Annotated in this window: 26 protein-coding genes; 12 read left to right on the forward strand and 14 right to left on the reverse strand. The window is 65.0% G+C overall.

Annotated features, from left to right (window positions below; translation table 11 throughout):
• The first annotated feature begins 154 nt into the window (after positions 1 to 154).
• From C437_RS03370 to C437_RS03395, 6 genes are all read left to right on the forward strand, one after another.
• Complete coding sequence (locus tag C437_RS03370) at positions 155 to 397, forward strand: 4Fe-4S ferredoxin N-terminal domain-containing protein (protein WP_004515471.1); 243 nt, start codon at positions 155 to 157, stop codon at positions 395 to 397.
• Positions 390 to 2,879: a molybdopterin-dependent oxidoreductase gene (locus C437_RS03375; protein ID WP_004515472.1), complete on the forward strand. Its 2,490-nt coding sequence runs from the start codon at positions 390 to 392 to the stop codon at positions 2,877 to 2,879. The genes C437_RS03370 and C437_RS03375 overlap by 8 nt, the downstream gene beginning before the upstream one ends.
• A gap of 2 nt (positions 2,880 to 2,881) precedes the next feature.
• A complete protein-coding gene (gene dsrO, locus C437_RS03380) occupies positions 2,882 to 3,712 on the forward strand; it encodes a sulfate reduction electron transfer complex DsrMKJOP subunit DsrO (protein ID WP_004515473.1) in 831 nt (276 codons plus the stop codon).
• Positions 3,712 to 5,007: an NrfD/PsrC family molybdoenzyme membrane anchor subunit gene (gene nrfD / locus C437_RS03385; protein ID WP_004515474.1), complete on the forward strand. Its 1,296-nt coding sequence runs from the start codon at positions 3,712 to 3,714 to the stop codon at positions 5,005 to 5,007. The genes dsrO and nrfD overlap by 1 nt, the downstream gene beginning before the upstream one ends.
• Positions 5,004 to 5,591, forward strand: a complete 588-nt coding sequence (locus C437_RS03390) for a TorD/DmsD family molecular chaperone (protein ID WP_004515475.1) — start codon at positions 5,004 to 5,006, stop codon at positions 5,589 to 5,591. Before nrfD ends, C437_RS03390 begins: the two co-directional genes overlap by 4 nt.
• A gap of 218 nt (positions 5,592 to 5,809) precedes the next feature.
• Positions 5,810 to 6,847, forward strand: coding sequence for a YihY/virulence factor BrkB family protein (locus tag C437_RS03395; RefSeq protein ID WP_004515476.1), 1,038 nt, complete (start codon positions 5,810 to 5,812; stop codon positions 6,845 to 6,847).
• 10 nt (positions 6,848 to 6,857) lie between these two features.
• Here the strand turns inward: C437_RS03395 and C437_RS03400 are convergent, their stop codons facing one another.
• The 12 genes from C437_RS03400 to C437_RS03455 all read right to left on the reverse strand — a co-directional run bounded on the left by C437_RS03400 (position 6,858) and on the right by C437_RS03455 (position 19,112).
• Positions 6,858 to 7,487: a trimeric intracellular cation channel family protein gene (locus tag C437_RS03400; protein ID WP_319946235.1), complete on the reverse strand. Its 630-nt coding sequence runs from the start codon at positions 7,485 to 7,487 to the stop codon at positions 6,858 to 6,860.
• A gap of 172 nt (positions 7,488 to 7,659) precedes the next feature.
• Positions 7,660 to 8,898: a P-loop NTPase gene (locus tag C437_RS03405; protein WP_004515478.1), complete on the reverse strand. Its 1,239-nt coding sequence runs from the start codon at positions 8,896 to 8,898 to the stop codon at positions 7,660 to 7,662.
• A gap of 2 nt (positions 8,899 to 8,900) precedes the next feature.
• Positions 8,901 to 9,752 (reverse strand): HEAT repeat domain-containing protein, encoded by an 852-nt coding sequence (locus C437_RS03410; RefSeq protein WP_004515479.1) that lies wholly within the window; start codon positions 9,750 to 9,752, stop codon positions 8,901 to 8,903.
• The gene (locus C437_RS03415) at positions 9,749 to 10,603 is read right to left on the reverse strand and encodes a hypothetical protein (RefSeq protein WP_004515480.1); all 855 of its coding nucleotides are present in this window, start codon (positions 10,601 to 10,603) and stop codon (positions 9,749 to 9,751) included. Before C437_RS03415 ends, C437_RS03410 begins: the two co-directional genes overlap by 4 nt.
• Positions 10,600 to 11,280: a molecular chaperone TorD family protein gene (locus tag C437_RS03420; protein ID WP_049919586.1), complete on the reverse strand. Its 681-nt coding sequence runs from the start codon at positions 11,278 to 11,280 to the stop codon at positions 10,600 to 10,602. The genes C437_RS03415 and C437_RS03420 overlap by 4 nt, the downstream gene beginning before the upstream one ends.
• On the reverse strand, positions 11,280 to 12,113 hold the full coding sequence (locus C437_RS03425) for an ethylbenzene dehydrogenase-related protein (protein ID WP_004515482.1): 834 nt from the start codon (positions 12,111 to 12,113) through the stop codon (positions 11,280 to 11,282). Before C437_RS03425 ends, C437_RS03420 begins: the two co-directional genes overlap by 1 nt.
• Positions 12,114 to 12,371: 258 nt before the next feature.
• Positions 12,372 to 13,445 carry a nitrate reductase subunit beta gene (gene narH, locus C437_RS03430; RefSeq protein ID WP_004515483.1) on the reverse strand — a complete coding sequence of 358 codons (1,074 nt, stop codon included), beginning with the start codon at positions 13,443 to 13,445 and terminating at the stop codon, positions 12,372 to 12,374.
• Complete coding sequence (narG, locus tag C437_RS03435; RefSeq protein ID WP_004515484.1) at positions 13,442 to 16,300, reverse strand: nitrate reductase subunit alpha; 2,859 nt, start codon at positions 16,298 to 16,300, stop codon at positions 13,442 to 13,444. Before narG ends, narH begins: the two co-directional genes overlap by 4 nt.
• On the reverse strand, positions 16,293 to 16,475 hold the full coding sequence (locus C437_RS03440; RefSeq protein ID WP_004515485.1) for a hypothetical protein: 183 nt from the start codon (positions 16,473 to 16,475) through the stop codon (positions 16,293 to 16,295). Before C437_RS03440 ends, narG begins: the two co-directional genes overlap by 8 nt.
• Complete coding sequence (locus tag C437_RS03445) at positions 16,472 to 17,884, reverse strand: cytochrome b (RefSeq protein ID WP_049919594.1); 1,413 nt, start codon at positions 17,882 to 17,884, stop codon at positions 16,472 to 16,474. The genes C437_RS03440 and C437_RS03445 overlap by 4 nt, the downstream gene beginning before the upstream one ends.
• Positions 17,884 to 18,540: a QcrA and Rieske domain-containing protein gene (locus C437_RS03450; protein WP_004515487.1), complete on the reverse strand. Its 657-nt coding sequence runs from the start codon at positions 18,538 to 18,540 to the stop codon at positions 17,884 to 17,886. Before C437_RS03450 ends, C437_RS03445 begins: the two co-directional genes overlap by 1 nt.
• Entirely contained in the window at positions 18,537 to 19,112 is a 576-nt protein-coding gene (locus C437_RS03455) for a hypothetical protein (protein WP_004515488.1), read from the reverse strand. The genes C437_RS03450 and C437_RS03455 overlap by 4 nt, the downstream gene beginning before the upstream one ends.
• A gap of 179 nt (positions 19,113 to 19,291) precedes the next feature.
• Between C437_RS03455 and C437_RS03460 the strand changes: the two genes are divergently transcribed.
• From C437_RS03460 to C437_RS03485, 6 genes are all read left to right on the forward strand, one after another.
• A complete protein-coding gene (locus C437_RS03460; protein WP_004515489.1) occupies positions 19,292 to 19,951 on the forward strand; it encodes a helix-turn-helix domain-containing protein in 660 nt (219 codons plus the stop codon).
• Positions 19,952 to 20,051: 100 nt separating this feature from the next.
• Positions 20,052 to 20,369, forward strand: a complete 318-nt coding sequence (locus C437_RS03465; protein ID WP_004515490.1) for a DUF5783 family protein — start codon at positions 20,052 to 20,054, stop codon at positions 20,367 to 20,369.
• A 136-nt stretch (positions 20,370 to 20,505) separates the two neighbouring features.
• Positions 20,506 to 21,024 carry a TRAM domain-containing protein gene (locus C437_RS03470; protein WP_004515491.1) on the forward strand — a complete coding sequence of 173 codons (519 nt, stop codon included), beginning with the start codon at positions 20,506 to 20,508 and terminating at the stop codon, positions 21,022 to 21,024.
• Positions 21,025 to 21,130: 106 nt separating this feature from the next.
• Positions 21,131 to 21,754 (forward strand): MogA/MoaB family molybdenum cofactor biosynthesis protein, encoded by a 624-nt coding sequence (locus C437_RS03475; RefSeq protein ID WP_004515492.1) that lies wholly within the window; start codon positions 21,131 to 21,133, stop codon positions 21,752 to 21,754.
• Between the two features lie 44 nt (positions 21,755 to 21,798).
• Positions 21,799 to 22,272, forward strand: a complete 474-nt coding sequence (gene moaC / locus C437_RS03480; protein WP_004515493.1) for a cyclic pyranopterin monophosphate synthase MoaC — start codon at positions 21,799 to 21,801, stop codon at positions 22,270 to 22,272.
• Between the two features lie 73 nt (positions 22,273 to 22,345).
• Positions 22,346 to 23,176, forward strand: coding sequence for a molybdopterin synthase (locus tag C437_RS03485; RefSeq protein ID WP_004515494.1), 831 nt, complete (start codon positions 22,346 to 22,348; stop codon positions 23,174 to 23,176).
• 22 nt (positions 23,177 to 23,198) lie between these two features.
• Here the strand turns inward: C437_RS03485 and C437_RS03490 are convergent, their stop codons facing one another.
• Both C437_RS03490 and C437_RS03495 read right to left on the reverse strand, forming a co-directional pair.
• Entirely contained in the window at positions 23,199 to 23,999 is an 801-nt protein-coding gene (locus tag C437_RS03490; protein WP_004515495.1) for an ABC transporter permease, read from the reverse strand.
• Positions 23,974 to 24,855: an extracellular solute-binding protein gene (locus tag C437_RS03495; RefSeq protein WP_004515496.1), complete on the reverse strand. Its 882-nt coding sequence runs from the start codon at positions 24,853 to 24,855 to the stop codon at positions 23,974 to 23,976. The genes C437_RS03490 and C437_RS03495 overlap by 26 nt, the downstream gene beginning before the upstream one ends.
• Positions 24,856 to 24,871: the final 16 nt, after the last annotated feature.

Raw genomic sequence — 24,871 nt, forward strand, 5'->3', positions numbered from 1 at the left:
CACGCTCGTCACCGCTACTGGTGTCTGACTGCCACATCTGCGCCAATTCTCGGCTCCTCTGAGTGGCCTGCTGGTATTCGCATCTCCTATTTAAACCCCTTCATAATACAGCGCGCTTCCTACCGAACTCCGAGGGGAACCCACAACTAGAGCCATGAATGACCCACAGCAGCCGCGGTTGACGCCGATTGATGAGTGGGAAGACGAAGCGGAAGCGATGCTTGACGGCGTCGAGTACGACACTGAGTTGGGGCTACGGATGGCTCGTGATGCGATTCGTGTCTCGAACGGTGAACTGAGCGACGCCGAATTCCACGAGAAGTATCACGAAGAAATACTGGAAGAGTTCGGTGAAGACGAGCGGCCGACCAAACCCGAGGGATTCGACGATGACTGACAACGATGGGCTGTATCGGCGCGACGTACTGAAAGCAGGGGGAGCGGCTGCTGCCCTTGGTCTCGGCGGCGGTGAGTTCCTTCAGGGGCTGGCCGAACGCGGAGACGAAACGGCGTCAAAACGCGACCCGAGTATCGAGAACTATGTCGGGCAAAACGATGTCATCCAGACCGTCTGCTCGCCTAACTGTCGGGGGAAGTGCCCAATCGATGTCCACGTTCGTGACGGACAGGTGAAGAAGGTCGAGCCACATCCGCCCGAAGACGAGCAGTACAAGCGGGCCTGTGTGCTCGGCCTCTCGCACACTCAGCGCGTGTACGACCCGACGAGACTGAAGTACCCGATGAAGCGCACAGACTGGTCGCCCGACGAGCCAAATCCCGACGGACGCGGCCCAGACGCCGAGTTCGAACGTGTCTCGTGGGACGAGGCGCTCGACCTTGTCGCCGAGAAAATGCAGTCGCTGAAGGCAGCCCACGGTGCGGAGAGTGTTCTCTTCCACGAAGGGTCGGGGAACTACGGCCAGTCCGGCAAGGCGTTCAATCGACTGGCCTCTCTGTTTGGCTCAACACAGTCTGCCTGGGGGATTGACGCCAACGTCGGTCGCGGATTCAACCGGGTTACAGGGACTGGATTTTTCCTCCCCCCGACGAACGAGGCCGAGGACTGGGAGAACGCGAACACCATCATCGTCTGGGGGTCGGACCTCTTCGCCAGCCAGTTCCAGATGGACGCCTCGAAGGTTCTCGACGCCGTCGAGAGCGGGGCGAAGCTCGTCGTGGTTGACCCGGTGTACACGACGACGGCGTCGAAAGCCGACCTGTGGCTCCCGGTCAAACCCGGGAAAGACGTGCATCTCGCGCTCGCGATGATGCACACTGTCTTCGAGGACGGGACGTACGACGAACAGTTCCTTCGGAAGCGGACGACCGGTCCCGCGCTAATCCGGAAAGACACCGGCGACCTGCTCAAGGCGAGCGATGTCTTCGAAGACGGCGGCGAGAACCAGGTCGTCGCCGTCGAACAGGGCAGTGCCACGCCGGTTGAACTTGAACCGGAGACCGGTGGTCCGTATGCGCTCTTCGGGGAGTACACCGTCGACGGCATCGAATGTGAGACGGCACTGACCAGACTCCGTGACCACGTGGCCGACTACGCGCCATCGAAAGTCGCGGCGAAGACCGGTGTCGACGCTGAAAACATCCGCACGGCAGTCCGATGGCTGGCGACTCGCGGCCCCGGTGGCATCGCCCCGAGCTACGCGCTCGGACGGTACAAACACGGGCATATCTTCGGCCAGACCTATGCGATGCTGATGGGGCTGACCGGTGACTACGGCCGGCACGGGAACATCCACGCGCACCACGCCGGCGGTGCGACGCTCAGCGCCGGTGGGTGGGGCACTCCCGAGGACGCTGACCCCGGACCGTCGCTGTTCTTCCCCGAATACCCGGACGCGATACTCGACGGTGATCCGCACAAGGTCAGGGCGGTCTACTCTATCGAGTCGAACATGATGGGCAACCAGTTCCCGGACCGGCAACGGTTCAGAGAGGCTATCAGGACCCTTGAAATGTACGTGGTCGCGGATATGCACCACACGGATACAGTCCAGCACGCGGACATCATCCTCCCGGCCCCACACTGGTTCGAACAGGAGGACATCACGTCTAGCTGGGGGTCCCATCCACACATCAGCTATCGACACAAGGTTCAGGAACCGATGTGGGAGGCCAGAGACGACTACGACGCGATTCGCGGCCTCGCGGAGCGACTCGGGTTCGGTGACTACTTCCCGGAGACGAAACGCGAAATGCTCCGGGAAATCGCCGGTCGGGACGACGATATCGACTTCGACACGCTGTTCGAGCAGGGGACCCAAAAGAAAGAGAGCGTCCCCATCGTCAAGTACACCGATGCGTTCCCCACTGAGACGGGGCGAATCAAAATGTACGACGACGACGCCCCGAGCGAGGAGGGTGTGACGTTCGACGTTCCTCGACCGCTCGAAGACCGGACAGCCGACGACTACGAAAAGGCAGACGAGTACCCGCTGATGTTCATGCAGAAGCACAGCCGGTTCCGAATCCACTCGCAGTACGAGATGCTGAACTGGGTACGTGAGGTCAACCCAGAACCACAGTTAGACATCCACCCGTCGGATGCGAAGGCCCGCGGCATCGAGGACGGAGAGTACGTCCGAGTACACAACGACCGCGGCGAGATGATCGTGAAGGCGAAGTACAACGAGGCGTTCCAGCCCGGTCTGGTCAACACCGATCAGGGGTGGTGGAGCCGTGACTTCATCAAGGGCCACCACAACGACCTCACGCACAACGAGGTCAGCGAAGTCGGCCAGACGATGGCGTTCTACGACGTCCGTGTCGCGGTCGAACCGGCCCCAGATAATGTCGATACGGACACGTACGAAGCCGATACCCTGCGCGGGGCTGGTGCCGACGCACGCGCAGGAGGTGACTGACAATGACGAACTACGGCCTAGTAATCGATCAGGAGCGGTGTATCGGCTGTCAGGCATGCGCAGTGTCGTGTAAGCAGGAGAACAACGTTCCGATGGGGCAGTTCTGGAACCGCGTCCTGACGGAGGGCGGCGACAAGATTGACACCCCATCCGGTGGCTACCCCGAAGACGGCGGTAGTGGGTCGCTGGATATGCAGTATCAGCCGACGGCGTGCCAGCACTGCGAAAATGCGCCCTGTGTGAAGGTCTGTCCGGTCAACGCGACGTACACCCGAGACGACGGCATCGTCGAAATCGACTACGACAAGTGTATCGGCTGTCGCTACTGTATGGCGGCCTGCCCGTACAACGCACGGGTGTTCAACTGGGACGAACCTGAGCAGATGCCCGAAGAGGGGACGGGCGACGTTGCTGCCCGGCCACAGGGCGTCGTCGAGAAGTGTACGTTCTGTAGCCACCGCGTCGACGAGGGACTCGATCCGGCCTGTGTCGTCAACTGCCCGGCCGACGCACGCATCTTCGGCGACCTCGACGACGAGGGGAGTACTGTCTCGAAGTACATCAACGAGTACGAGACCGACCAACTCCTCGAAGACCGCGGAACGGACCCGAAGACGCACTACATCAGCGGCGAGATGAGCCCCGGTCGGCCACAGACATCGGATAAAATGGAGAGCGAACTCGACGATGTCTCTCCGTGGTCCGATGGAACCGAGGACGTGCCGTCTGACGCCGACGGAAGCGACAGTAGCGACTCGGGTGGCAGCCACCATTCCATCGAGGGCGATGCAGATCCACACGTCCCAGCAGTGGGGTCTGGAGGTGATGACTGATGGCCGCTGACTCGTCGCGGATCGCAATCCCTGCCTTCGGGACGAAAGGCAAGCTGTGGCTCGGTCTGCTTGCTACTTTCATGGTCGCTGGACTGGCAGCCTGGGGCTACCAACTCACCACGGGGCTTGTCGCCACGGGGATGCGAAACGTCTTCTCGTGGGGCCTGTACATCATGATGTTCGTCCTGTTCGTCGGGCTGTCTGCTGGGGGGCTCATCATCTCCAGCGCACCGAAGTTCTTCCATTCACACCGCTACGAGGGGTTCGCACGGCTCGGCGTACTGGTCAGTCTCGCGTGTATCACCGTCGCCGGACTCCTCATCCTGCCGGACATCGGGCGGCCCGAACGACTCTACCAGTTTTTCACCTCGCCGGATTTCCGCTCGCCGATGGTGTGGGATTTCGGTATCGTCATCCTCTACGGCGTGCTAAACCTCTGGTATCTGTGGCTGCTGACCCGCCGCGACCTGGCCGCTCGCGGGTCGCGACTCGCACTGGGTATCGCCGACACCGATGCTGGACGCGACCGTGACCGCACGCTCATGTTCTGGACCGCGGCACTCGCACTCCCGACCGCAGTCGCGCTCCACTCCGTGACCGGGTGGATTTTCGCGACGCAGATCGGACGTGGCGACTGGTTCAGCCCCCTCGTCGCACCGGTGTTCATCGCCAAGGCGCTCGTCTCTGGGCTCGGGTTGTTGCTCGTCGTGTCGGTACTCGCGGACCGGCTCACGAACTACGAGGTTGACCGCGAGGAACTCACGAGTCTCGGCAAGATACTCGGCGTCTTCCTCGCGCTCCACGTGGTGTACCTGCTCGCGGCCGAGCGATTGCCCCACGCCTGGGCGAACCACTTCGAGTTCTGGGCTATCACCGGTAGCTTCCTTATCGGCGAGTCCGTCTACTTCTGGCTCTGGACAGTCGTCGGCGGGGCGGTCCCGCTTGTCATGCTGATGATCCCATCGCTTCGGAAGCGCGTGTCGGTCATCTTCACCGCGAGCCTGCTTGCGGTCTTCGGAACGATGTTCGAAGGGATTCGGCTGGTCTTCACCGGATACGAGGTCGCTAACATCGACCTCCCGCCGGGCATCTCGGTTGGTGGTGAGTATGCCGGTATCACGACCGACATCTGGGCGACTGCGGGGGCCTACACCCCGACGCTGGTCGAAGTGGCTGTGACCCTCGGTATCGTCGCCTTCGGCGCACTCATCGTCACGCTCGGACTGAAATACGTGCCGATACAGCAAGTCGACGGACAGTACGTGACTGACGGCGGGACACAGGAACGACAATGACTGGACAGACTGAACCCTCCACCGCGCGTAAGCAAGCGCCCGAGCGCGACACTGGGAGTGACGGGTTTCGGTCGGACGCCGCGGCGACCTACGCTGTCCTCGCCGAGTGCTGGCGGGAACCGACCGAACAACTGACCGAAGCCGTTGAAACAGGCGAACTGGCTCCGGTGGTCGGCGACATCGGTTCGGTCGACTTGCGCTGCCTTCGCGCCGAATACACCCGGTTGTTCATCGGGCCAGCGGGACCACCGTGTCCACCCTACGAGAGCGTCTACCGCGACGGTGACGACCCGGACGAACTCGGCCCGGTCAAGGGGCCAGCCACGACGGCTGTCGTCCGCTGGTACAGCGAGTTCGGCGTCAGGCCCGCTGCCGCCCATTCTGACCTCCCGGACCACATCGCCACTGAACTGGAGTTCGCCGCCTACCTCGCAGAAGAGGGCTTCGACGAACAGCTTGACCAGTTCTTCGAGGAGCACCTCGCTGTCTGGGCTGACGAGTTCCTCGAGCAGGTCGAGACAGCGACACGCGAAGCGTTCTACGCGTCGCTGGCAACAACGACGCGGAAAGCACTAAGTCGATAGCGGCTCTGCCGGACACTCCCCAGATCTATCGCCGCGATTAGACGCTTTCTCCATGCTTGGGAACAACTATCCTCATTCGTGACCGTGACAGACCGTGTCGCCGACTCCGAGGTGACGACCCGCAACTCTCGGCGGTTGGACCGACGCTGTGCTCGTCGGCGGTGTCAGGATGTCCGCCACGGCATCGTCTATTTGCGTCCCGACGTTGAACGCTCCGTATGCGTTTCAGTCGTGCCCGCACGGAGGAGGTCCTGCGGGCTCTCGTTCACGAAATTCGGGCGGAACGGCTCACGTTCATGGCTGGCTCAATAGCCTACCACGCGTTCCTGTCGATCCTGCCGCTGTTGTTGCTAGTGTTGACCTTCGTCCAGCGGACGGAGAACGTCGCGCTCAGCACTTCTATCGTCGGCATTATGGAAGCCGTCCTGACCGCACAGGCCAGCGGTATCATCCAGCAGGGGCTGACCGAAGCCGACGCCTCCGTGTCGGTCCTCGGCGTGGGTTTTCTCCTCTGGGGGTCGTTACGTATCTTCCGGGGGCTGGACACCGCATTTTCGGACATCTACGAGACGGGCGCGTCGAACACCTTCCTCGACCAGCTCGGCGACGGGCTGCTCCTGCTCGTGACCGTCGCCGTGGCGATACTCAGCGCCAGCGCACTGGGCAGCATCCTGCCCGAGGCCGGGAGCGGCCTGACGTGGGCGGTCGTTGGCGGGCTGGTCCGAGCCGCCGGCCTGTTCGTCGTCTTCTATCCGATGTACTACGTCTTCCCGGACACCGACGTCTCGCCGCTTGAGATTGTCCCGGGTGTCGCGTTCGCCGCCGTCGGCCTCACGATTGCGCAGGTCCTCTTTACGGCGTTCAAATCCGGTTCGACGGGTGGGAACATCATCGCTAGCATCCTCGTCTTGCTGAGCTGGCTGTACATCATCGGCCTGCTGATCTTGCTTGGGGCGGCCATCAACGCCGTCCTGTCGAACCGCTCCGAGGATGTCGACATCAACCCGGTCGTCGGCGACCACTCCCAGCAGAACAGCGCGCGCGAGACGACGATGTCCCGCGAGGCGTTGCTGGCCGAACTCGATGCACTCGCTGACCGCTTCCAGCAGACGCAGGGGACGGTCACCGTCGAAGTCGCCGATGAGCGTACTGAACTCGACTGTCCGGAAACCGCGACTGTCGACCGTTCGTCGGACGTGTTCGGGCTGGACCAGTCGGTCGCGCTCGCGCTCAGGTGGTGGCCAAAGGAGAAGTAACGCCGTTCGACTACGCGTCGCGTCGTTCCCACGCCTGCACCGTCGGGAGCGACCACCCGCGGCCGACACCGAGTCCCCGGGCCAGCAGCACCGCGAGCGCGCACCCGGCCGATGCCGCACCGGACGCCACGCCCATCTGTGCCAGTGCCCAGAAGGCGAGGCCGCCGATAACGGCACAGGACGCGTAGAAATCTTCGCGGAGGATGAACGGCGTCCGGCCCAACAGCAGGTCCGAGATCGCGCCGCCGCCGGCCGCATTGACCGTCGCCAGTGCGACGACGGCAAACACCGGGAGGCCGGCTTGCTGTCCCAACAGCGCACCGGTGGTCGTGAACGCCGCCAGCCCGATGGCGTCGGCCGTCAGGACGACTGGGTGTTGGTGGCCGTCGTCGAGGAAATGCACCAGTAAAACGGCAGCGGCAACACCGAGGAGCGACAGTGCGACTTCGCCGGGTGACTGCAGGGAGTTCGGAACCCTGTTCAACAGCAGGTCCCGCGTCGTCCCGCCACCCAGCGCCGTCATCACGCCGACGACCGTGACACCGAACACGTCGTAGCGCTCCTCGATGGCTTTCGCCGCGCCGACGAACGCGAACCCGACCAGTCCGATAGCGTTCATCACCGCAAACGGGTCGGTCACGCTGTCCCTCCGGCCTGCCGGGACCTGACACGTAAGCGACCGCGGGCGAGTCGACCCGCTGTCACGAGTATAGCGGTCATTACCGTATTACTACGGGTGCGGACAATTATGCCTTTACTCCTGCTTGAGTGGCCTGTTACCGGTTGTCACTGCTGGCTGCCGGCGAACACACCTACGGCTTGACTGTCTCCAGTACCCAGGCCTCGGGCGTCTCTCGTCGGACCCCAAACGGGTCGAAGGCTTCCCGCGGGGCCTCCGCGAGCCGGCCCAGAAACTGCCCGACTGGGGTCGGGTCGCGGTCGCTGACGAGGACGAACGATTCGCCGCTGTCCAGCGCAGTGAACCGTTCGCGAACCCGGTCTTTGCGCTCCTGTGGCGGCAAACCCCGGATGTCGACCGTGGGGTCGACAGACACCTCGCCGGCGGTGTCGAGGGCTGACTCGACGGCGTCCCCTAAACTGCTGACAGCGCCGGGGACGCTGCCGGGTGCCGGCGTCCCCTGCAGGTCCTGAGAGAACGGGAGTTCAGCCAGCACCTCCGCGTCGAGGTCTTCCAGCGCATCGCCGCTGAACAGGTCGTTCGGTTCGCCACAGCAGTCACAGACGTACTCGGCCATGTTGACGACGGTCCCGAGTACCGGCACGTCGTTGTCCCGGAACAGCTCTACCGTCCGGCTGGTGTCGCTGACGCTGGCGTGAAACGGCGTCGTTACGACCACTACGCCGTCGACGGGGACCTCCTGCAGCGTCGTCAGCACCACGTCGCCCGTCCCCGGCGGTAGGTCAAGCACCAGCACGTCGTCGTTGCGCCAGGCGGTGTTCTCGAAGAGGTCATCGAGGGCGTCGTGGGCCATCGCCCCGCGCCAGGCCAGCGGCGCGCCGCTCTCCATCAGGCCGACGCTCATCACGTCCATGTCACCGGCGCGGACCGGGAGCGGGTCGCCCGCCTCGCTAGAGTGGACCGGCCCGCTCACCTCAAGCAGTTCGGGAACGTTCGGCCCGTGGATATCGGCGTCGAACAGCGCCACGTCGTTGTCAGCAGCCAGCGCACAGGCCAGATGCGTGGCGACCGTCGACTTGCCGACGCCGCCTTTCGCGCTGGCGACGGCGACGACGTGGTCGAAGGATTCGACGCCGGCGGTGCCCTCGCTCGTGGGTGTCGTCCGTTCGACGTGGACGCTGTCGACGCCGTCCACGTCGTCGACCGCGTGGAGCATCGCCTGGACGACCTGCGTGCTTGTCTGTCCGTCTACGGCGGTCAGGTCGGCCTCGATGGTCACGTCGCCGTCGGCCGCGTCGATGTTCTCGACGAAGCCCGCGTCGAACACGGAGAGGTCGGCGTTCGGGTCGCGTACGTCTCGCAGTGCGGCTTCGATACGGTCGGTCAGGGTGGTGGGCGTTCCGTCAGTCATGGTCAGAGGTTGGGCATCCGATTGAGTCTGTCTTCGCCGGGCAACAGTCGGGCGTCGTTTTCCAGCGCACCGCCGAACTGTCGGCGGAACCGTCCGGGGTCCGCTTCGAGGGACCGCTCGGCGGTCTGGCGGACGACGGTGGCCGGGTCGTCGGTGAGTTCCCGCAGTCGCTCGCGGGCGCGGTCCTCGTCGACGCCGCCGAGCATGTGGGCGGCCCACTCGCGGACCCGCTCGCTGTCGTCGCGGCTCTGTTCCAGCAGCAGGTCGGCCATCGCTTCGCCGCGGAGTTTGAACAGCGAGATGGCCGCGTTGCGACGGACCGCGTGATGGTCGTCGCGGACGGCACTCTCGATGTCGTCTTCGTGGGCCTCGCGGTCGACGTTGTCCAGCGTGACGACGGCCTCCGCCCGGACCCACGGGTCGGGGTCGTCGAGCAGTTCCACCGCCACCGCTGCGGCCCGCTCGCCGCCGTGGGCCGTCAGCGCTTCGACGGCGAACTGTCGCACGTCGCTGTCGTCGTCGGTCGTCGCCGCGCGGGCCAGCGCTGCCACGATGTCGTCGGTGGTCGCCCGGTCTTTGAGTTCGAGGACAGCGCGCCGGCGGTCGGTTTTCGCGCCGTGCTCGATGTCCGACAGCAGCGACGTTACCGCGTCGTCCTCGACGGGTTCGGTGTCACTGGCGGCCAGTTCTTCGGGCGTGGCCTCGCCGATGGTCACGTCCTCGCGGCTCACCTCGATGTCCTCCAGCGCCTCGATGTCGGCGTGCAGGCCCGGACTCCGCTCCGGGTCCAGTTGCGGGTCCGGGTCCTCTTCGAGGTGCTTCTCGAACTCGTCGTCGTCGTGACAGCCGGTCATGGCTGACCCTCCTGTGCGGTGAGCGTGGCGACCCCGAGCGCGAACGGGAGCGCCCGCGGCAGCGACGCAGGGACACCGGCGAACGCGACCAGCGCGACGCCGGCCAGCAACTGCCAGCGGCGGGTCCGGCTGGCAGCGCTGCCCGTTGTCACCGCGCCGGCGACGGCCAGTGCGACGACCGGCAGGCTGGTCCCGACGACGCCGGTCCCGGTGAGCGTGACCGCGCCGGTGACGAACGGGACGGCACGACCGACGGCAAATACGACGGCGAAGGCGGCGATACCGCCGAATATCGCGCCCCAGTCAGCCGTCGATAGCGACCGCCAGTCCGTCGCCGCGAAGGCCGGCGTCGATGCAATTCCCAGCAGCGCAACGGTCGAGGCCACTGGACGGAGACTTGTCCAGCCGCCGACGCCGCTCGCCAGCCCGATGCTGAGTGCAGCACCGAGCAGGGCGGTCGCGGCGGCCGAGACGAGGTCCAATCGGTGTCCTACGACGGCCGCGACGGTCGCAGTCCCGAGGATGACAGCGACAGCCGCCGGCAGCACTGCCGCGCTACTGAGCAGCGACAGCAGGCCGAACACGCCGACGAACAGCAGGCCAATGCCGGCCAGCGGGTCGGTGTCGGTGACGGCAACGGCAATTGCCGCTGCGGCGACGACGGCCGTGGACACAGTTGTCGCGAGGTCGGGTGCGACCGGAACGGCTGATTGTCCCGGTGCGTTGACGAACAGAACGGCGAGGTAGCGGGCAGCGACCGTGACAGCCGCCGCGCCGACCGCGAAGTCCGCTAGCGAGCGGCTCTCGCCGGATAGCAACGGTCTGACCCGCTGATGCAGCGCCGCTGTCATCGCCTTCCCTCCAGCCTCTCCGCGAGGTCGTTGCGGTCGGCTCGGACGAACGTCTCAAGCAGTTCGCCGAAGCCGCCGTAGATGTCGGTCCCCGGTTCGTCGGCCAGTCGGTCCGCGACGCCGGCCGCCGCGTGGCCGAGGTGGCGGTCGTGGAAGTCCAGCCGAGCGATTGCGGCGTCCTCGCCGACGGCGGCTTCACGGCGTGCCAGATAGCCCGCGAACTCCAGTTCGTAGGTCACGGCGTCGTGGTTGTCCCGCTCCTCCTGATCGATTTCGAGACCGTAGTGGCTGTAGGCCCGCGAGAGGTCGAGGTTCACGTCGTTCCAGGAGTGGTCCGGCCGATACTTGGACTCGTACAGCGGGACCGGCGGTCCCTCCGCTTCCAGCGAGCCGTCGGTGCGGTCTGTGTACTCGCTGTAGCCGAGTTCGAAGATGTCGTTGTAACGAGCCGCGAGCGTCTCGTAGTCGTCGTCGGTCGTGAGCGGCGGGAGGGACACGTCCAGCGTGGTGCGGTCGAGACAGGCCCGGAGGTCGGCTTCGAGCGAGCCGTCCGCGGCGGCCTCGTGGAACGCCTCCTCTGGGTACTCGAACGCCTTCGAGAGCGCTGCGTACACCGCACCGCGTGCGGCTGCGTCCTCGTCGAGATCGTCCATGGGGTCAGTGGGAGTCGTCGCCATCACTCGACCCCCCGCGTGCGGTAGATGCCGAAGCTGGTGACGCCGACCACGGCGACGATAGCGATACCAGCGATGGTCCACAGCAGCGTCTCGTACGGTGGTCCCTGCGGGCCGCCGCTGAAGGGATAGTAGTGCCACTCGCTGACCGCTTTCTGGCCGGACCGCTCGCCGTTCGAGCCGTTCCAGACGGCGAAGGCTACGTCGAGGTCGCCGTCAGTTCGCAGGTCGGTCCGGTTCTCGCCCGACACGTCGAGCGGCCGCGAATAGACCACCGTCCAGGTGGCGTTGCCGCCGGTGCCGGCGTGACTCGCATTCGCCTGTACGGTCGGGTTCTCGAATGCCGTGGTCGAGCCAGCGCCACCGGCGAGCAGTTCCTGCGTGCCGGTCGCCCCGCTCCAGTACCAGACGTTGACCCGGTTGTCCGGACCACCCATTGCTATCGGCGGCCGGGAACTCGTGTTGGCCGGGAACTGGACCGCGACGGCGTCGGCGAACTCCCGCGTGGCACTGGCGTCCATGTCCCGGGTTGCGTCGTGCCACTCCAGGCGGACGTACAGCCGTTCGTCGGTGCGGGCCGCCTGCACGTCGACCGTCTCGATGCTCGTGTCGTCGGCGTTTGGCACGCTACTCGGGGCGCTTGCAAGCGGCACGTCCGAGGCCGGGACTGCTTCCCAGCCGTCGGCATCCGGCTCATCGAGGTTGGCGTCCGAGACCTCTCTCACCGGAATCTCGTGTGCTGGCCGGGCGCTCGCCAGCGGCGCGGCCACCGTCGAGATGACGATGAGCCCCGCCAGCACCGCCGTGAGTGCGAGTGTGCGTCGGTGGTCAGTCATCGTTGCCCACCCCCTGCGCGCTCCGGCGTGGCCAACTGGGGCCGCTCGCGGGCATCGCTCGCTCGCGTTTCCGAGCCGCTCGCACTACTCGCGGGCGCGGCCCGCTCGTAAATTTGAGCCGCTTTACGGCTCGCAACGCCACTCATCGTCGAACACCGCTGGCGTATTCGCCAGCGTAGTCGAACTCGCTCACTACGCTCGCTCGTTCGAACGCCGGAAGACCTGCGGTCTTCCGAGCTCAACATTCGTTCGCGGTGCTCACTCATCGTCGAACACCTCCAGTCGATACTGTTTGGCCGGGTTCTTGTCCTGAAGCAGTTCCATCAGCTCGCTGTCACCACCCTGGCGAACGCGCTGCCGGTGGGCCTCGATAGTGTCGAGCGCCTCGTCGACGCCGTCGCCGAACAGGTTCCGGAGGTACTGCCGGGGAATCCGGTCGATGTCGACCGTCTCCCCGTCCTCCGTGTGCTGGCCGGGGGCGAAGGGCGGGATGTAGTAGACGTTTGGTTGCGTGCGGAACTCCGGATGGAGCGGCAGCGCGACCTCGTACTCCTCGACGAGCTTGTGGATCGGCCCTTCCTCGTCGTCGAGGAAGCCGACCATCCGGAGCTGGGGCGGACACTCCTCAGCGCAGGCCGGCGCGAACGTCTCCCCGTCTGGACCCTCGCCCTCGATACGGGGGTAACAGAAGATACACTTCTCCGATTTCTTCGAGACGGTGTTGTAGTACACCTTCTTGTAGGGACACCCCTCGACGCAGTAGCGGTAGCCCCGACAGCGGTCCTGGTCGACGAGGACGATGCCGTCCTCCTGGCGCTTGTACAGCGCCGAGCGCGGGCAGGCCTCGACACAGGAGGGATGGGTACAGTGGTTGCAGATGCGCGGGAGGTAGAAGTAGTAGCTGTTGGGGTACTCGCCGGCCCCCTGGTCCTCGTCCCAGTTGGGGCCCCATTCCGCGCCCTCGCGTGGCCGCAGCGGCTCGTCGCTGCCCTCGTACATGATCTCGCTGTGGTTGAACTCCCAGGCGCGGCCGTAGTCCTCCTCGTCGGGAATCTCGCCGGGCGAGCGGTCCGAATGTTCCTCGGACTCCCAGCCGCCGCCGGAGTCCTCCCAGCCCCGCGGGTAGCCCTCGCCGGGCTTGGTTTCGACGTTGTTCCAGTACATGTACTCCGACCCGCCATCCTCCGTCCAGAGGCTCTTGCAGGCGATGGTACACGTCTGGCAGCCGATACATTTGTTCAGGTCCATCACCATCGCGACCTGGTGGTCGACGCCGTCCGCGACGTTGACCAGCGTGTCCTCGTCTTGGTCGTCCTGTTGGTCAGTGCTCATTCGCTGTCACCTCCGCTGGGTCGGACATCGACACGGACGTCGCTGTTGACCCCTGTCGGCCCCCAGTAGTTCGGGAAGAAGTGCAGGTGCTCCCCGGTGTCCTCGGGGTACTGCACTAGCTGTGTCGGCTTCATGTACATCGGGACGAGCGTGTTGAAGTTGTCCCGGTCGGGGTACTGGAACTTCTCCCAGGAGAAGAAGTGCCGGACGGTCCCCGGCTCGCTGGAGGGGTAGATCTTCGCTTGCACCTCCACCGCGCCGAGGTCGTTGTACACCTCCACGGTGTCGCCGTCCTCGATGCCCCGCTCTTCGGCGTCCTTGGGGTTCAGATACACCACTGGCTCGCCGCGCTGGAGCCTGAGCATCTTGGTGTCGTCGCGCCACGTCGAGTGAATAGACCACCGACCGTGGGGCGTGTTGTACGACAGCGGGTAGTCGCCGCCGGTGTCTTCCGGCCCCTCCTTGTGGGTCGGCAGCTCCTCCCCGAGTTCGAGATACCAGTCGTGGTCGATGTAGTACTGCTGTCGGCCGGTGAAGGTCGGCCAGGGGTTCTTGTCGTGGACGTAATCCTGCCACGGGACGTAGGCCTCGCCGTCTTTGATGTCCGAACTCCAGTGGTCGCCAGCTTCGAGGAACCGCTGCGGTTGCTCGTCGATATCGTCGAAGGTTATCTGCTCGTTGCTGCCCTCGGGATTGGTCTCCTCGGAGTGTTCGAGGATGAACTCCGCCGCAGCTTTGTCTTCGACGAGACCTTCCTCTTCGCCGCTCTCCCAGTCGCGGACGTAGTCGTCGTAGATGGTCGTAAGGTCGATGGTCCGGTCGAACTTCCGGTCTTCTATCGGCTCGACACCGCGCTCCCGGGCGCGCTCCTGTATCTTCTCGGCGAGCAGGCGGAATATCTCCCAGTCGGTCTTGGCCTCGCCGAGGGGTTCGACGGCCGGCGTGAACGGGTGCACGTAGGTGTGCATGTCCGTCTCCGAGAGGTCGTACTTCTCGTAGTGGCTGGCCGCCGGCAGGACGATGTCTGAGTACATCGCGGTCGAGTCCATCCGGAAATTGATGTCGACGACGAGGTCGAGCTTGGGCCAGAGCTGTTCTTCGAGGGCGACGTTGCCCTTGGCCTGGTTGAAGTAGTTTCCGCGCCAGATGAACATCGTAGACGGGTCCGGCCGGCTCCCGTCCTCGCGTTCTTCGGGGTAGACCGGCATCCATCCCTTATCGATGGACTCCCGGATTTTCTCGGCGGTGTCCGGGTCGGTATTGTCGAGGATGCCGGCGTGGAAGTAGGTCCACAGCGTCGTCGGCACGCCGCGGACGTTCCCGGTTGGGAACGACAGGACCTTCCAGCCGTGGAACGACCAGATCTTCTCCTGGCCGACGTAGTGGTCCAGCCCGGTGCCGGGGTCGCCGAGGTTCCCCGTCAGCGTCACGAGCAACTGGATGGCGCGGTTGCCCAGGTCGTTGTGATACCAGTCGTTGACGCCCTTGCCGTGGATGATCTTGGCGGCGTCGGCCTCGGCGAACTCGCGAGCGACCCGCTGGTAGGTGTTCTCGCCAACGCCGGTCTCTTCGTGGACGACATCCGGCGTGTACTGACTGAGCTCGTCGGTGAGGTTCTCCCAGACCGACCGGACCGCGACGCTGCCCGCGTCGGTGTCGACGCTGCGTTCGACGCTCAGCTGCGGGTCGAAGTCGAGTTCGATGCTCTCTGAGTGGTCGTGCTGGCCGTCCCGCTCGCCGAGCGAGCCGGGCGCTCGACGGAGGTTCCCGTCGGCGTCGACCATGACGAACACCTTCTCAGGGTCGTCGGCGTCCGCGGCGAGGCCGACCTCGCTGGCCCGGAGGAACTTCCCGGTGTCCTCCCGGACCAAAAGCGGCATGTCGGTCTGCTCTTTGAGGTGTTCCTCGTCGTGCAGTCCCTCGTCGACGATGGTCTGGGCCATGCCCAGCGCGAGCGCGGTGTCGCTGCCGCCGTGGGGCGAGAGCCACTCGTCGGTGTGAATCGCCGTCTGGGAGTAGTCGGTGAAGATACCGACCCGCTTTGCGCCCTCGTAGCCGGCGTCGAGGAAGTACTTCGCGTCGGGGATTCGCGTGACGTTGATGTTCGACCCCCAGGCGATGATGTAGTCGGCGTTGTGCCAGTCTGCGGATTCGGCGTTGTCCGTCTGGGTGCCCCAGGTGATGGGCTGGCCCGGCGGCAGGTCCGAGTACCAGTCGTAGAAGCTATGCGAGACGCCGCCGAGCAGGTTCACGAGCCGGGAGCCGGAGGCGAAGCTCACGGGCGACATCGCCGGAATCGGCGTGAACCCGGAGATGGCGTCGTACCGGCCCGCCTGCACCTCGTCGATGACGTGGTCGGCGATCTCGGTCAGCGCCTCGTCCCAGCTGATCCGCTCCCACTGGCCCTCGCCGCGCTCGCCCGTGCGGCGGAGCGGGTGGAGCACGCGCTGGTCGGCGTTGACGTAGTCCGTGTAACAGGCCCCCTTCTGACAGCCACGCGGGTTCGGGTCAGGGAGGCTCTCGTCGAAGGTCGGGTAGTCGCCGGCCTGTTCCTCGCGCCAGACCTGGCCGTCCTTGACGTAGACGTTCCACGAGCAGGAGCCGGTGCAGTTGACGCTGTGGGTCGAGCGGGCGACGGAGTCCCAGTCCCACTCGTCGCGGTAGAGGTCCTCCCAGTCCCGGTACGGATACGACCCGATGGGGTCGTCGACCGCCTCCAGACCGTCCATGCCGTCGTCGGCAAACGACAGCCCCGTCGCGCCAAGCACCGATGCCGCTCCGAGCCCGCGCACGAAGTCGCGGCGACTGATTCCCGCACTGTCCGCCTCGTCGTCAGTCAGGTCGTTTCTACTCATTGGTGATGAACACTGTCGCAGTCGCGCAGGCAGTGCCGGCCACGGCCAGCGCGATGCCGGCGAGCGTGCTACCGCCGACTTCGAGGCCGGCGGCGACCAGCACGAGGCCGACCAGCTTGCTCGTCGTATCCAGCAGGCGATACTGTCGCTCAGTCAGCTCGACGGTCCCGGTCATCTGTCTCCCTCCGGTTCGGCGGTTTCGTCGTCAACGTTGTCGGCCGCGTCATCTTGGACCCCGCCGCCGTCGGCAGCCACGTCACCCTCTCGGGACGGCGTGGGCTCGCCGTCGCGCAACAGCAGGTACGTAATCCCCCCGAAGACCGGCGGGACGACGAGCAGCGCGGCCGTCAGGATGGGGTTGACGACGCCGGTGGTCGTTCCAAGCACCTGGTCGGCGAGGATGTTGTTCATCCCCGCGATGGAGGCGATCATGATGAACGCGACGGCGCCCACGCCGACGCCGGTCTGCCAGGCCCGGTCCAGTGGGTCCGCGGTGAAGTGGGTCGGCTCCGTCCGGTCGATAAATGGCCAGACGGCGACAGCGGCAAACACCAGTCCCGGGAGGACGATGCCGCCGATGAACTCCCCGTTGATGTGGGCCGGGCCGATGTTGAAGCTGATCTGTGGCAGGAGCTTCAGGAAGCCGTACACCCACATCAGGAACCAGTCCGGCATGATGAGCTCCGGCGTGGCCGCGGGGTCGTTCGGGCCGTACTCGGCGACGTTGTGGACCGGCAGCAGGCCCGAAAGCGCCGACAGCGTCGCCGCGGTGACGAAAAACACCACCGCTGAGACGGCGGCCTGGTTCGGGAACGCCGGCAGGCCGATGATGATGTCGTCGTCGTCCTCGTCGACGGGCTGGCGGCCGCCGGTCACGTCGCCGTCCCGCGGGGCCTCAGTGTGTTTCTGCCGGATGAGGATGGCCATGTGGACCGCTAGGCCCACGGCGATGGCAGCCGGTATCACGAGGACGTGGAGGAAGTACAGCCGCGGGATGGTGGCACTGGAGGGGAACTCCCCCCCGAACACCACCTGACCGAGGAAATCACCTAACAGGGGTATCGACACGGTGAGATTGTAGCCGATACTCGTGGCCGTGGCGGCGAACTCGTCGAACGGCAGGGCGTAGCCGGTGTAGGCTGCGCCCATCGCCAGCGCCGCGAGCCCGGTCCCCACAATCCAGTTTGGCTCCCGCGGATTGCGGTACGCGCCGGTGAAAAACACCCGTAACATGTGCAACCCGATAGAGGCGACAAAGAGGTGGGCCGCCCAGTGGTGGAGCCGGCGGATGAACATCCCGAAGGGCACGTCGTAGGTTATGTGCAGTACCGAGACGAACGCCTCGGGCATCTCCTTGCCCTGAAACTTCTGGACGCTGCCGTCGTACTCCACGTCGGAGGTCGAGGGCTCGAAGAAGAACCCGAGGAAGACCCCAGACAGAATCAGGAGGAGGAAACAGAACAGCGCCACCTCCCCCAGCAGGAACGAGTCCTCGGCCGGGAACGCCTTCCCGAGGAACTTCTGGCCGTTCTCCAGGTCCAGCCGGGTGTCAAACCAGTCGTAGACGGCTTTCGCGCGGGACATCATTCACCTCCGGGGCCGACTGGCCCCTCGAAGTCACCGGTGGCGACGAGGAATCCGTCGCTGGTCACCGTAATCGGAAGCTGTGGGAGCGCCCGTCCCGGCGGGCCGCCGCTGACCGCCGCGCCCTCTAGAACGTTGAACTTCCCGAAGTGACAGGGACAGACGACCAGGTCCTCCTCCCGGTCTGACACCATACAGCCGGCGTGGGTACACACTTTGGAGAAGGCGGCGTAGCCGCTGACGGTGAACCCCTCCGAGATGTCACTGCCGTAGTCAGACTCAGCGTAGCGCACCAGCAGCGTCGGGGCGTCTTCGATGCCGGGCCGGGGCTCTGGGAAGACGGTGATGTGCTCGCCTTCGGAGAGCCGTCCCTCCGCGATGCGTTCGCCCTCGCTGTCGACGAGGTGGATGCCGTCGGAGTACACCGGCCCGTTGTACCCTCGCTCGAACACTTGCGTGGTGCTGGCAAGCGGGGCGGTGAGGCTGGCGACGGCGGTCAGGCCACCGACGGTCGCGAGGAACTTCGCGAAGTCCCGGCGGCGGAGTTCTGCGCGGGCGTCTCCATACAGTGTGGGAGACGTACCGCTGGGCCCGTCACACGAGCAGTCGTCGCTCTGTTCCTCGTCGTCGTCATCGGGTTTCGGATACTCTATCATTCGTGCCCCCTGAGTTCGGCGACTTCGACGTGTGGCATGAACCAGGCGTAGTACGCGACCGTCGAGAGCGCGAGCGAGAGAAACAGCCCCGTCGCGTACAGCCCGAAGTACTGAGTGCGGGCGAGCGTAAGGTACTCGCCAGTGAACAGCGCCGCGAAGACAATAGAGAGGGCTGTCAGTCCGCTCATCGCGACGAGTCCCTCTATGGCGTCTGAGGCGTCGTGGTACTCGACGACCCAGCGGTGCTCCGTATCGAGCCACGGCAGCGAGACCGTCCCGCCGTCAGTGACTGGTTCGGCCTCGTCGGGCGGCCGGACCGCCCTGTTCATGAACTGGTGGGCGGCCGTCAGCACGCCCACGAGGCCGAACAGGGCGACCCAGACGACGACGCCGACCTGGCTCGGCGACAGTTTGTTCGGCGTCTCGACCGGGCCATCGAGCGGCCGGATGTCGCTGACGCTCTCGTCGATAGCGATCTCTTCCGACGGTGGCTCGCCGTGCAGTGCGACGTACCACATCGGCAGTAGTACCGCCGTTATCAACAGACCGATGAGTATCGTGTTGCGTCTCATAATTCTGTGTCATCTCGGTTCGCCAGCGATTCGAACGGCTATCTGCGTCGCTGTGTTCGGGGTTTGTTGCAGCATCCGGATGAACTGCCAGCCCGACATCTTAGGCCCATTATATGGCGGTTTTTTATACGAACATGTTCGCACAGACTTTCTTATACCAGCCAGCAGACTTCCCACGCATGTCGGGCCGAATGCTTGCCGAGGTCGAAGTATTCGGTCCTCGGTCGTGTCAAGTACAGCCACACGCTGACGAGGAGTGGTCGGTGTCGTCGGTCTCTCGGAGCGCAACGAGTGGCGGTACCGGTCGCGTTGTCGAAGAGTTCACGCTCAAAGGCGGTGACGGAACACCGTCGGCGCTACAGAGTGGCGACCCAAAGGCCGACCATGTGTTCGCCTACGACCAGCGGCACGTTTTCCAGCTGTCTCGGGCAGCCGGACAGGGCTGCGTGTGTGAACGTATCGAAGCGGCCGGCTGTGTGGTTCAGGAGTTCTCGGCGGACACCGAATCCGTCGTCGTCACGTTCCTCGTCGACGACGTGCCGACACTGCGGGACATCGTCGACGACCTCCAGTCGGAAGGCGATACTGTCAAACTCCGACGGCTACTGGAAGATACGCCCGCAGAGACAGACCGTCCGGTCGTGCTCGACCGGGCGAAACTGACCACCCGGCAGCGGGAGGTCCTCGGTCGGGCGCACGAGATGGGGTATTTCGAGCACCCGCGCGAGGCAACTGCCGGCGACGTTGCCGACGCGCTGGACATCTCCACCTCGACGTTCACCGAACACCTCGCCGCCGCCCAGCGGAAACTCCTCGACGACCTGCTTGACTCTTGTTGATACGGACCCGTTTTCGGCTGGTACCACATCGGCGACGAGCGGGCGAGTCGCCCGCGCGGTCACGGAACCCTTTCCCCTCGCCCCCGGCGACACTACATCCATGACCGAATTCGACGCCGAGAAGTTCGACGAGAAGTACGTCCATTACTTCGAGGAGCTCGAAACGGCGTACTCGAACGCGTATCAGGAGCTGCACGGCCAGTACGATTCTGCGGTCCTTCGGGGAATCGACCGCCAGATCCTCAGCGAGAGCGAGCCGATATACGAGGGGGACGGAACGTTCAGCATCCGACTGCCTGACGACACCGCGGCGCGTGCGCAGTCCCTGCCGGGCGACGAAGCGACGTTCGACACAGTGCTGTCGGCGTTCACTGACGCCATCGAGCGCGAACTCCGTCAGCTGTTCGAGTTCGAGTAACCCCGTCGCTGCCCGACGGCTCGCCCGATAGCAGGCGCGTACAGCCTGTCTGTCACTCTCCCAGCAGCGGTCGGCTCGGCGGATCGAAAACACCAGAATCAATGCAGTTCCGCTCCTAGCCGAACCAATTATACTAATGGCGACCGATTCAAATCTTCACTGTCTCTTTACCGGACTTGTTGAGGAGCAGGACGACTCGTACGTGATCGAGATTCCGAAGCAGGAACTCGAACTGGGAACGCTGGACATCGAGACGCTGTACCGGATCGCGCTGTTCCAGTCGGCGGCTGAGGCACCCACACCGCAGTCATCGTCTCAATCCAGTCCTGAGCCCGGGTCCAACTCGCAATCGGAGCCCGAGCCTCGATCCAATTCAGAACCCACGTCTGAGACCCAGTCCGATTCCCGGTCTGACGGGCGGAGCAGGGACCCGGAGTTCGCACCGTCGTCCCCGCCCGTTGCTGAGGGTGAAACGCGTGTCGTCGAGATCGACAATATCGGCGATAAGGGCGACGGCGTCGCACGTATCGACGGCGGGTACGTCGTCATCGTCTCCGACGCCGATGTGGGAGAGCGCCTCCGTGTCGAGATGAATCAGGTCCGCGAGAACGTGGCCTTCGCTGAGATTGTCGAGCGTCTCCCCTACTACGAATAAGCACCGCTTCTGTCGACTGGCACCTGCCCCGGCCTGCTGCCAGAGTTAGCGCGACTGTCTGCCACACAGCCGAGGGTATATTTTTCCGCCGACTGTCATCCCCTGTATGGGACACGAACACGATGAGAGAGCCAGCGACAGCGAGGTGGGCCACAATCACGATGAGCACGAAGACGGTGAGCACAGCCACGACCGCGCGGAACATGACCACGACCACAGCCACGGGGAACACACTACCGACGACCATCACGCCCACGACGCCGAAGGGGTCGGCATTGGTGTTCTCACGGTTTCGTCCTCACGAACGCTAGACGACGATCCGGCCGGCGATATCATCGCCGAGGCTTGCGAAGACGCGGGGCACAGAATCGCCGAGCGCCGCCTCGTGGCTGACGAGATGGACGCTATCGAGGACGCCGTCGCCGCGTTGCTCGATGACGGCGTCGACGTGGTCCTGACGACCGGCGGGACCGGCCTCACGCCCGACGACGTGACTGTCGACGCTATCGAACCGCTGTTCGACCGGCCGGTCCCCGGCTTCGGCGAACTGTTCCGCTGGCTTTCCTACGAGGAAGTCGGGCCGATGGCGATGGCCTCGCGCGCGACCGCCGGCGTCGTTGACGACCGTCTGGTGTTCTGTCTACCCGGGAGCGAGAACGCCGCCCGGACTGGCGCTGAGAAACTGGTCGCGCCGGCGGTGGGCCACCTGCTGGGTCTCGTCCGCCGATAATCCGGACCCGCACGGTTTTGGGCCAGCGTCAGCTACGATTGACCATGCCCGAGGAGTTCACGCACGTCGATGAGGATGGGGACGCGCAGATGGTCGATGTGGGAGACAAGGCCGAGAGCCAGCGCCGCGCGGTCGCACGTGGACAGATTCGCCTCACCGAGTCCACGCTGGCGGCTATCGACGCCGACGAGGTGGAGAAAGGCGACGTGCTGACGACGGCCCGAATCGGCGCGATTCAGGCGGTCAAACACACCTGGGAGACGGTACCGATGTGCCATCAGATTCCTATCACTAACGTCGAAGTCGAGTTCGTGGTCGGCGACAAGGCCGTCGAAATAACGGTCGCGGTCGAAACGGTCGGCAAGACCGGCTGCGAGATGGAGGCCCTGGAAGGCGTGACGACTGGCCTCAACGTCGTCTGGGACATGGTGAAGGCAAACGAAAAGGACGAAGACGGCGAGTATCCCACGACGGAAATTCAGGATATCCGCGTGGTCGAGAAGACTGTCGACCGCTGAGGCTGGGCCATCGGAAGCAGATTCGCCGCTGCCATGAAAAAGGTCTATCTACGTCGCCCTGCTACTGGTGTGCATGCAAGTCCTCGGTATCGTCGGCCACTCCGAGACGGGGAAGACCACGCTGGTCGAGCGACTGACACAGCGACTCTCCGGGTCCGGACGTGTCGCGACGGTCAAACACTGCACGCATGCGCCAGACGTGGACACGGACGGGAAGGACACGGCTCGGCACCGGGACGCCGGTGCGGCCGAGACGGTCGCGCTTACCGACGACGGCGAGTGGTACGCGACGGGGCAGTCGCGGACGCTCGATGAGACGCTTGATGCCCTCGCGCCCGACTACGACTACGCACTCGTCGAGGGATATTCAGACGCGTCCATTCCGAAAGTCGTCCTCGGCGACCGCGAGGTTGCCGACCCAGTCCTCCACCGCGCGCCCCACGGCGCGGATGCCGACCTCGACAATATCGTCACAGCGCTGGAGGAACGGGACCCCTACATCACGCTGGAGACGCTTGTAGCGGACATCAAACGGGACCCGGACGAAGTCTACTCCGGCGCAATCGCGACCTTCACCGGGCGCGTCCGCGCACAGGAGGGGCCGGAGGACCCGCCGACGGAACTGCTAGAGTTCGAGCGCTACGACGAGGTCGCCGCCGAGAAGATGGCCGCGCTTCGGCGGGACCTCGAAGCCCGGGACGGCGTCTACGCGGTCCGCCTGCACCACAAGACCGGCGTGGTCGACGCTGGCGAGGATATCGTCTTCGTCGTTATTCTGGCCGGGCACCGGGGCGAGGCGTTCCGCGCCGTCGAAGACGGCATTAACCGTCTCAAGGAGGAGGTCCCGCTGTTCAAGAAAGAGGTCACCGTCGACGAGGAGTTCTGGGCGCACGAGCGGTCGTAGTACTCTTCTCTGACACCGACCGTTACCGCCACGGCGTCGCCCGCAGTCCGTGTACCACCAGCAACGTGCCGAGCGCGACACTCAGCAATACCACCGCCACGGGCAGTGCCGCGTCCAGCCCGTCCGAGATGAACGAGGCCCATATCTGGACGGGGAGCGTCCGCGGGTAGTACGCCAGCATCATCGTCGCGCCAAACTCGCCCATCGCGCGGGCGAAGGTCAGCACGAGGCCGGCGAGCAGGCCGGGCTTGGCCAGCGGAACCGTCACCGAGCGCATCGTTCCGACCCAGTCGCGACCCAGCGACCGCGAGGCCTCTTCGAGGTGGTCGTCGATGCCGTCGAAGGCGGCCTTGGCGGTGACGACGAAAAACGGCGACGCCACGAACGTCTGAGCGGCGATGACGCCCAGCAGCGACCGCGTCAGCGCCAGATCGGTGAGGCCGCCGAGGCCGTTCGGGCCGACGACGGTCAACAGTAACATCCCGCTGACGACCGGCGGGAGGACGAGCGGCAAAACGACGGCTCCCAGCGCGGCGGTCGCGAGCGCGCCGGTGTTCTTCGAGAGCCAGTAGGCCAGGGGCAGGCCGAACGCGACGGCGATGGTGGTACTGCCGAGCGCGGCGACAAGGGAGGTGATCGCGGCGTTGATAACGTACGCCTCGGTCAGGCTCGTCAGCAGCGCCGCCGGGGAGTACGTGAGCACGAGCACCGCTACCGGAACGACGAAATACAGGAGCAGCACCGCTCCCAGTACAGGGACGAGCTCGCGAACGCCGACCGTGTGTCCGGCGCTGGTTTCACCGCGTGACAGTACTCGGGACATCTCCCATTAGTCGAGGATACGTCTGGCGGAGGGTAAATCCGTGTGATGCGAGCCAGTCACCGGACAGGACTGCCTCGAAGGCTGTACGTGTCGCTTCTTGCTCATCACGGCGGACGGCTCCGTACTCGATTGGGCTGCCAGTGATTGCCGCGCCGTTTGGCAGTGCATAGCTGGTGGACTGGTACTGTTCCGCGTGCGCGGGGTCGCCAAGGTGTATCTCTGGCGGAAACTCTCGGAAGGGGTAGTCCCGCTCGATAGCCATGCTCCGGTAGACGAACGCGGCGTCGACGGCCCCCGTTTCGAACTGCGCGAGCAGTTGCGTCTCGGGGTATGTCTGGTCCGGCGAGAGAACCGCATCAGCCAGACCGGGTTCGTCGTAGTAGTCCGCTGCGAGGGCCAGCACGAACAGCGTCCGGTAGCCAAGCGGGTCGAGCGTCGGGTCGGTCCGGCCCAGTGAGACGCTGCCCCCACGGAGCGGGGCGTACCACGGGTCCGCCTCCGCGACGCGTGCTCCGCCGTCGGTCTCCGGGTTGTATGCCAGCACCATCTCGTTGCTGGCGACCACAGCGTGCCAGGCGGTGTCCATGACCCGGTCGAACAGGGTCGGATCCGCCAGCGCGACGATAGCCGGGTCGCGCTTCCCGTCGGCGACCAATCGCGCGGCCTGCACAGAGCCGCGGGCTTCGACAGCGACATCAACGTCTGTTTGGGTTTGTAGCGTCTCGCTGGCCGCCTTTTGTAGACTCCCCGCGACCAGCACGTCCACTCGCTCCCGACCGAACGCCCCACAGCCTGCTGTCGCAGCGATACCGCTCCCCAGCGCTGTGAGTACTGCGCGGCGGGTCCGGCGGGCCATTGTTCGCCTATTCTCC

Origin of the sequence: Haloarcula vallismortis ATCC 29715, from assembly GCF_000337775.1 — an archaeon.
Lineage (GTDB): Archaea > Halobacteriota > Halobacteria > Halobacteriales > Haloarculaceae > Haloarcula > Haloarcula vallismortis.

Excerpts from the sequence above, each read along its gene's own strand:
- C437_RS03370 (WP_004515471.1), top strand. The coding sequence starts at position 155 with ATGAATGACCCACAGCAGCCGCGGTTGACGCCGATTGATGAGTGGGAA.
- C437_RS03375 (WP_004515472.1), top strand. The coding sequence starts at position 390 with ATGACTGACAACGATGGGCTGTATCGGCGCGACGTACTGAAAGCAGGG.
- dsrO (WP_004515473.1), top strand. The coding sequence starts at position 2,882 with ATGACGAACTACGGCCTAGTAATCGATCAGGAGCGGTGTATCGGCTGT.
- nrfD (WP_004515474.1), top strand. The coding sequence starts at position 3,712 with ATGGCCGCTGACTCGTCGCGGATCGCAATCCCTGCCTTCGGGACGAAA.
- C437_RS03390 (WP_004515475.1), top strand. The coding sequence starts at position 5,004 with ATGACTGGACAGACTGAACCCTCCACCGCGCGTAAGCAAGCGCCCGAG.
- C437_RS03395 (WP_004515476.1), top strand. The coding sequence starts at position 5,810 with ATGCGTTTCAGTCGTGCCCGCACGGAGGAGGTCCTGCGGGCTCTCGTT.
- C437_RS03405 (WP_004515478.1), bottom strand. The coding sequence starts at position 8,898 with ATGACTGACGGAACGCCCACCACCCTGACCGACCGTATCGAAGCCGCA.
- C437_RS03410 (WP_004515479.1), bottom strand. The coding sequence starts at position 9,752 with ATGACCGGCTGTCACGACGACGACGAGTTCGAGAAGCACCTCGAAGAG.
- C437_RS03415 (WP_004515480.1), bottom strand. The coding sequence starts at position 10,603 with ATGACAGCGGCGCTGCATCAGCGGGTCAGACCGTTGCTATCCGGCGAG.
- C437_RS03420 (WP_049919586.1), bottom strand. The coding sequence starts at position 11,280 with ATGGCGACGACTCCCACTGACCCCATGGACGATCTCGACGAGGACGCA.
- C437_RS03425 (WP_004515482.1), bottom strand. The coding sequence starts at position 12,113 with ATGACTGACCACCGACGCACACTCGCACTCACGGCGGTGCTGGCGGGG.
- narH (WP_004515483.1), bottom strand. The coding sequence starts at position 13,445 with ATGAGCACTGACCAACAGGACGACCAAGACGAGGACACGCTGGTCAAC.
- narG (WP_004515484.1), bottom strand. The coding sequence starts at position 16,300 with ATGAGTAGAAACGACCTGACTGACGACGAGGCGGACAGTGCGGGAATC.
- C437_RS03440 (WP_004515485.1), bottom strand. The coding sequence starts at position 16,475 with ATGACCGGGACCGTCGAGCTGACTGAGCGACAGTATCGCCTGCTGGAT.
- C437_RS03445 (WP_049919594.1), bottom strand. The coding sequence starts at position 17,884 with ATGTCCCGCGCGAAAGCCGTCTACGACTGGTTTGACACCCGGCTGGAC.
- C437_RS03450 (WP_004515487.1), bottom strand. The coding sequence starts at position 18,540 with ATGATAGAGTATCCGAAACCCGATGACGACGACGAGGAACAGAGCGAC.
- C437_RS03455 (WP_004515488.1), bottom strand. The coding sequence starts at position 19,112 with ATGAGACGCAACACGATACTCATCGGTCTGTTGATAACGGCGGTACTA.
- C437_RS03460 (WP_004515489.1), top strand. The coding sequence starts at position 19,292 with ATGTCGGGCCGAATGCTTGCCGAGGTCGAAGTATTCGGTCCTCGGTCG.
- C437_RS03465 (WP_004515490.1), top strand. The coding sequence starts at position 20,052 with ATGACCGAATTCGACGCCGAGAAGTTCGACGAGAAGTACGTCCATTAC.
- C437_RS03470 (WP_004515491.1), top strand. The coding sequence starts at position 20,506 with ATGGCGACCGATTCAAATCTTCACTGTCTCTTTACCGGACTTGTTGAG.
- C437_RS03475 (WP_004515492.1), top strand. The coding sequence starts at position 21,131 with ATGGGACACGAACACGATGAGAGAGCCAGCGACAGCGAGGTGGGCCAC.
- moaC (WP_004515493.1), top strand. The coding sequence starts at position 21,799 with ATGCCCGAGGAGTTCACGCACGTCGATGAGGATGGGGACGCGCAGATG.
- C437_RS03485 (WP_004515494.1), top strand. The coding sequence starts at position 22,346 with ATGCAAGTCCTCGGTATCGTCGGCCACTCCGAGACGGGGAAGACCACG.
- C437_RS03490 (WP_004515495.1), bottom strand. The coding sequence starts at position 23,999 with ATGTCCCGAGTACTGTCACGCGGTGAAACCAGCGCCGGACACACGGTC.
- C437_RS03495 (WP_004515496.1), bottom strand. The coding sequence starts at position 24,855 with ATGGCCCGCCGGACCCGCCGCGCAGTACTCACAGCGCTGGGGAGCGGT.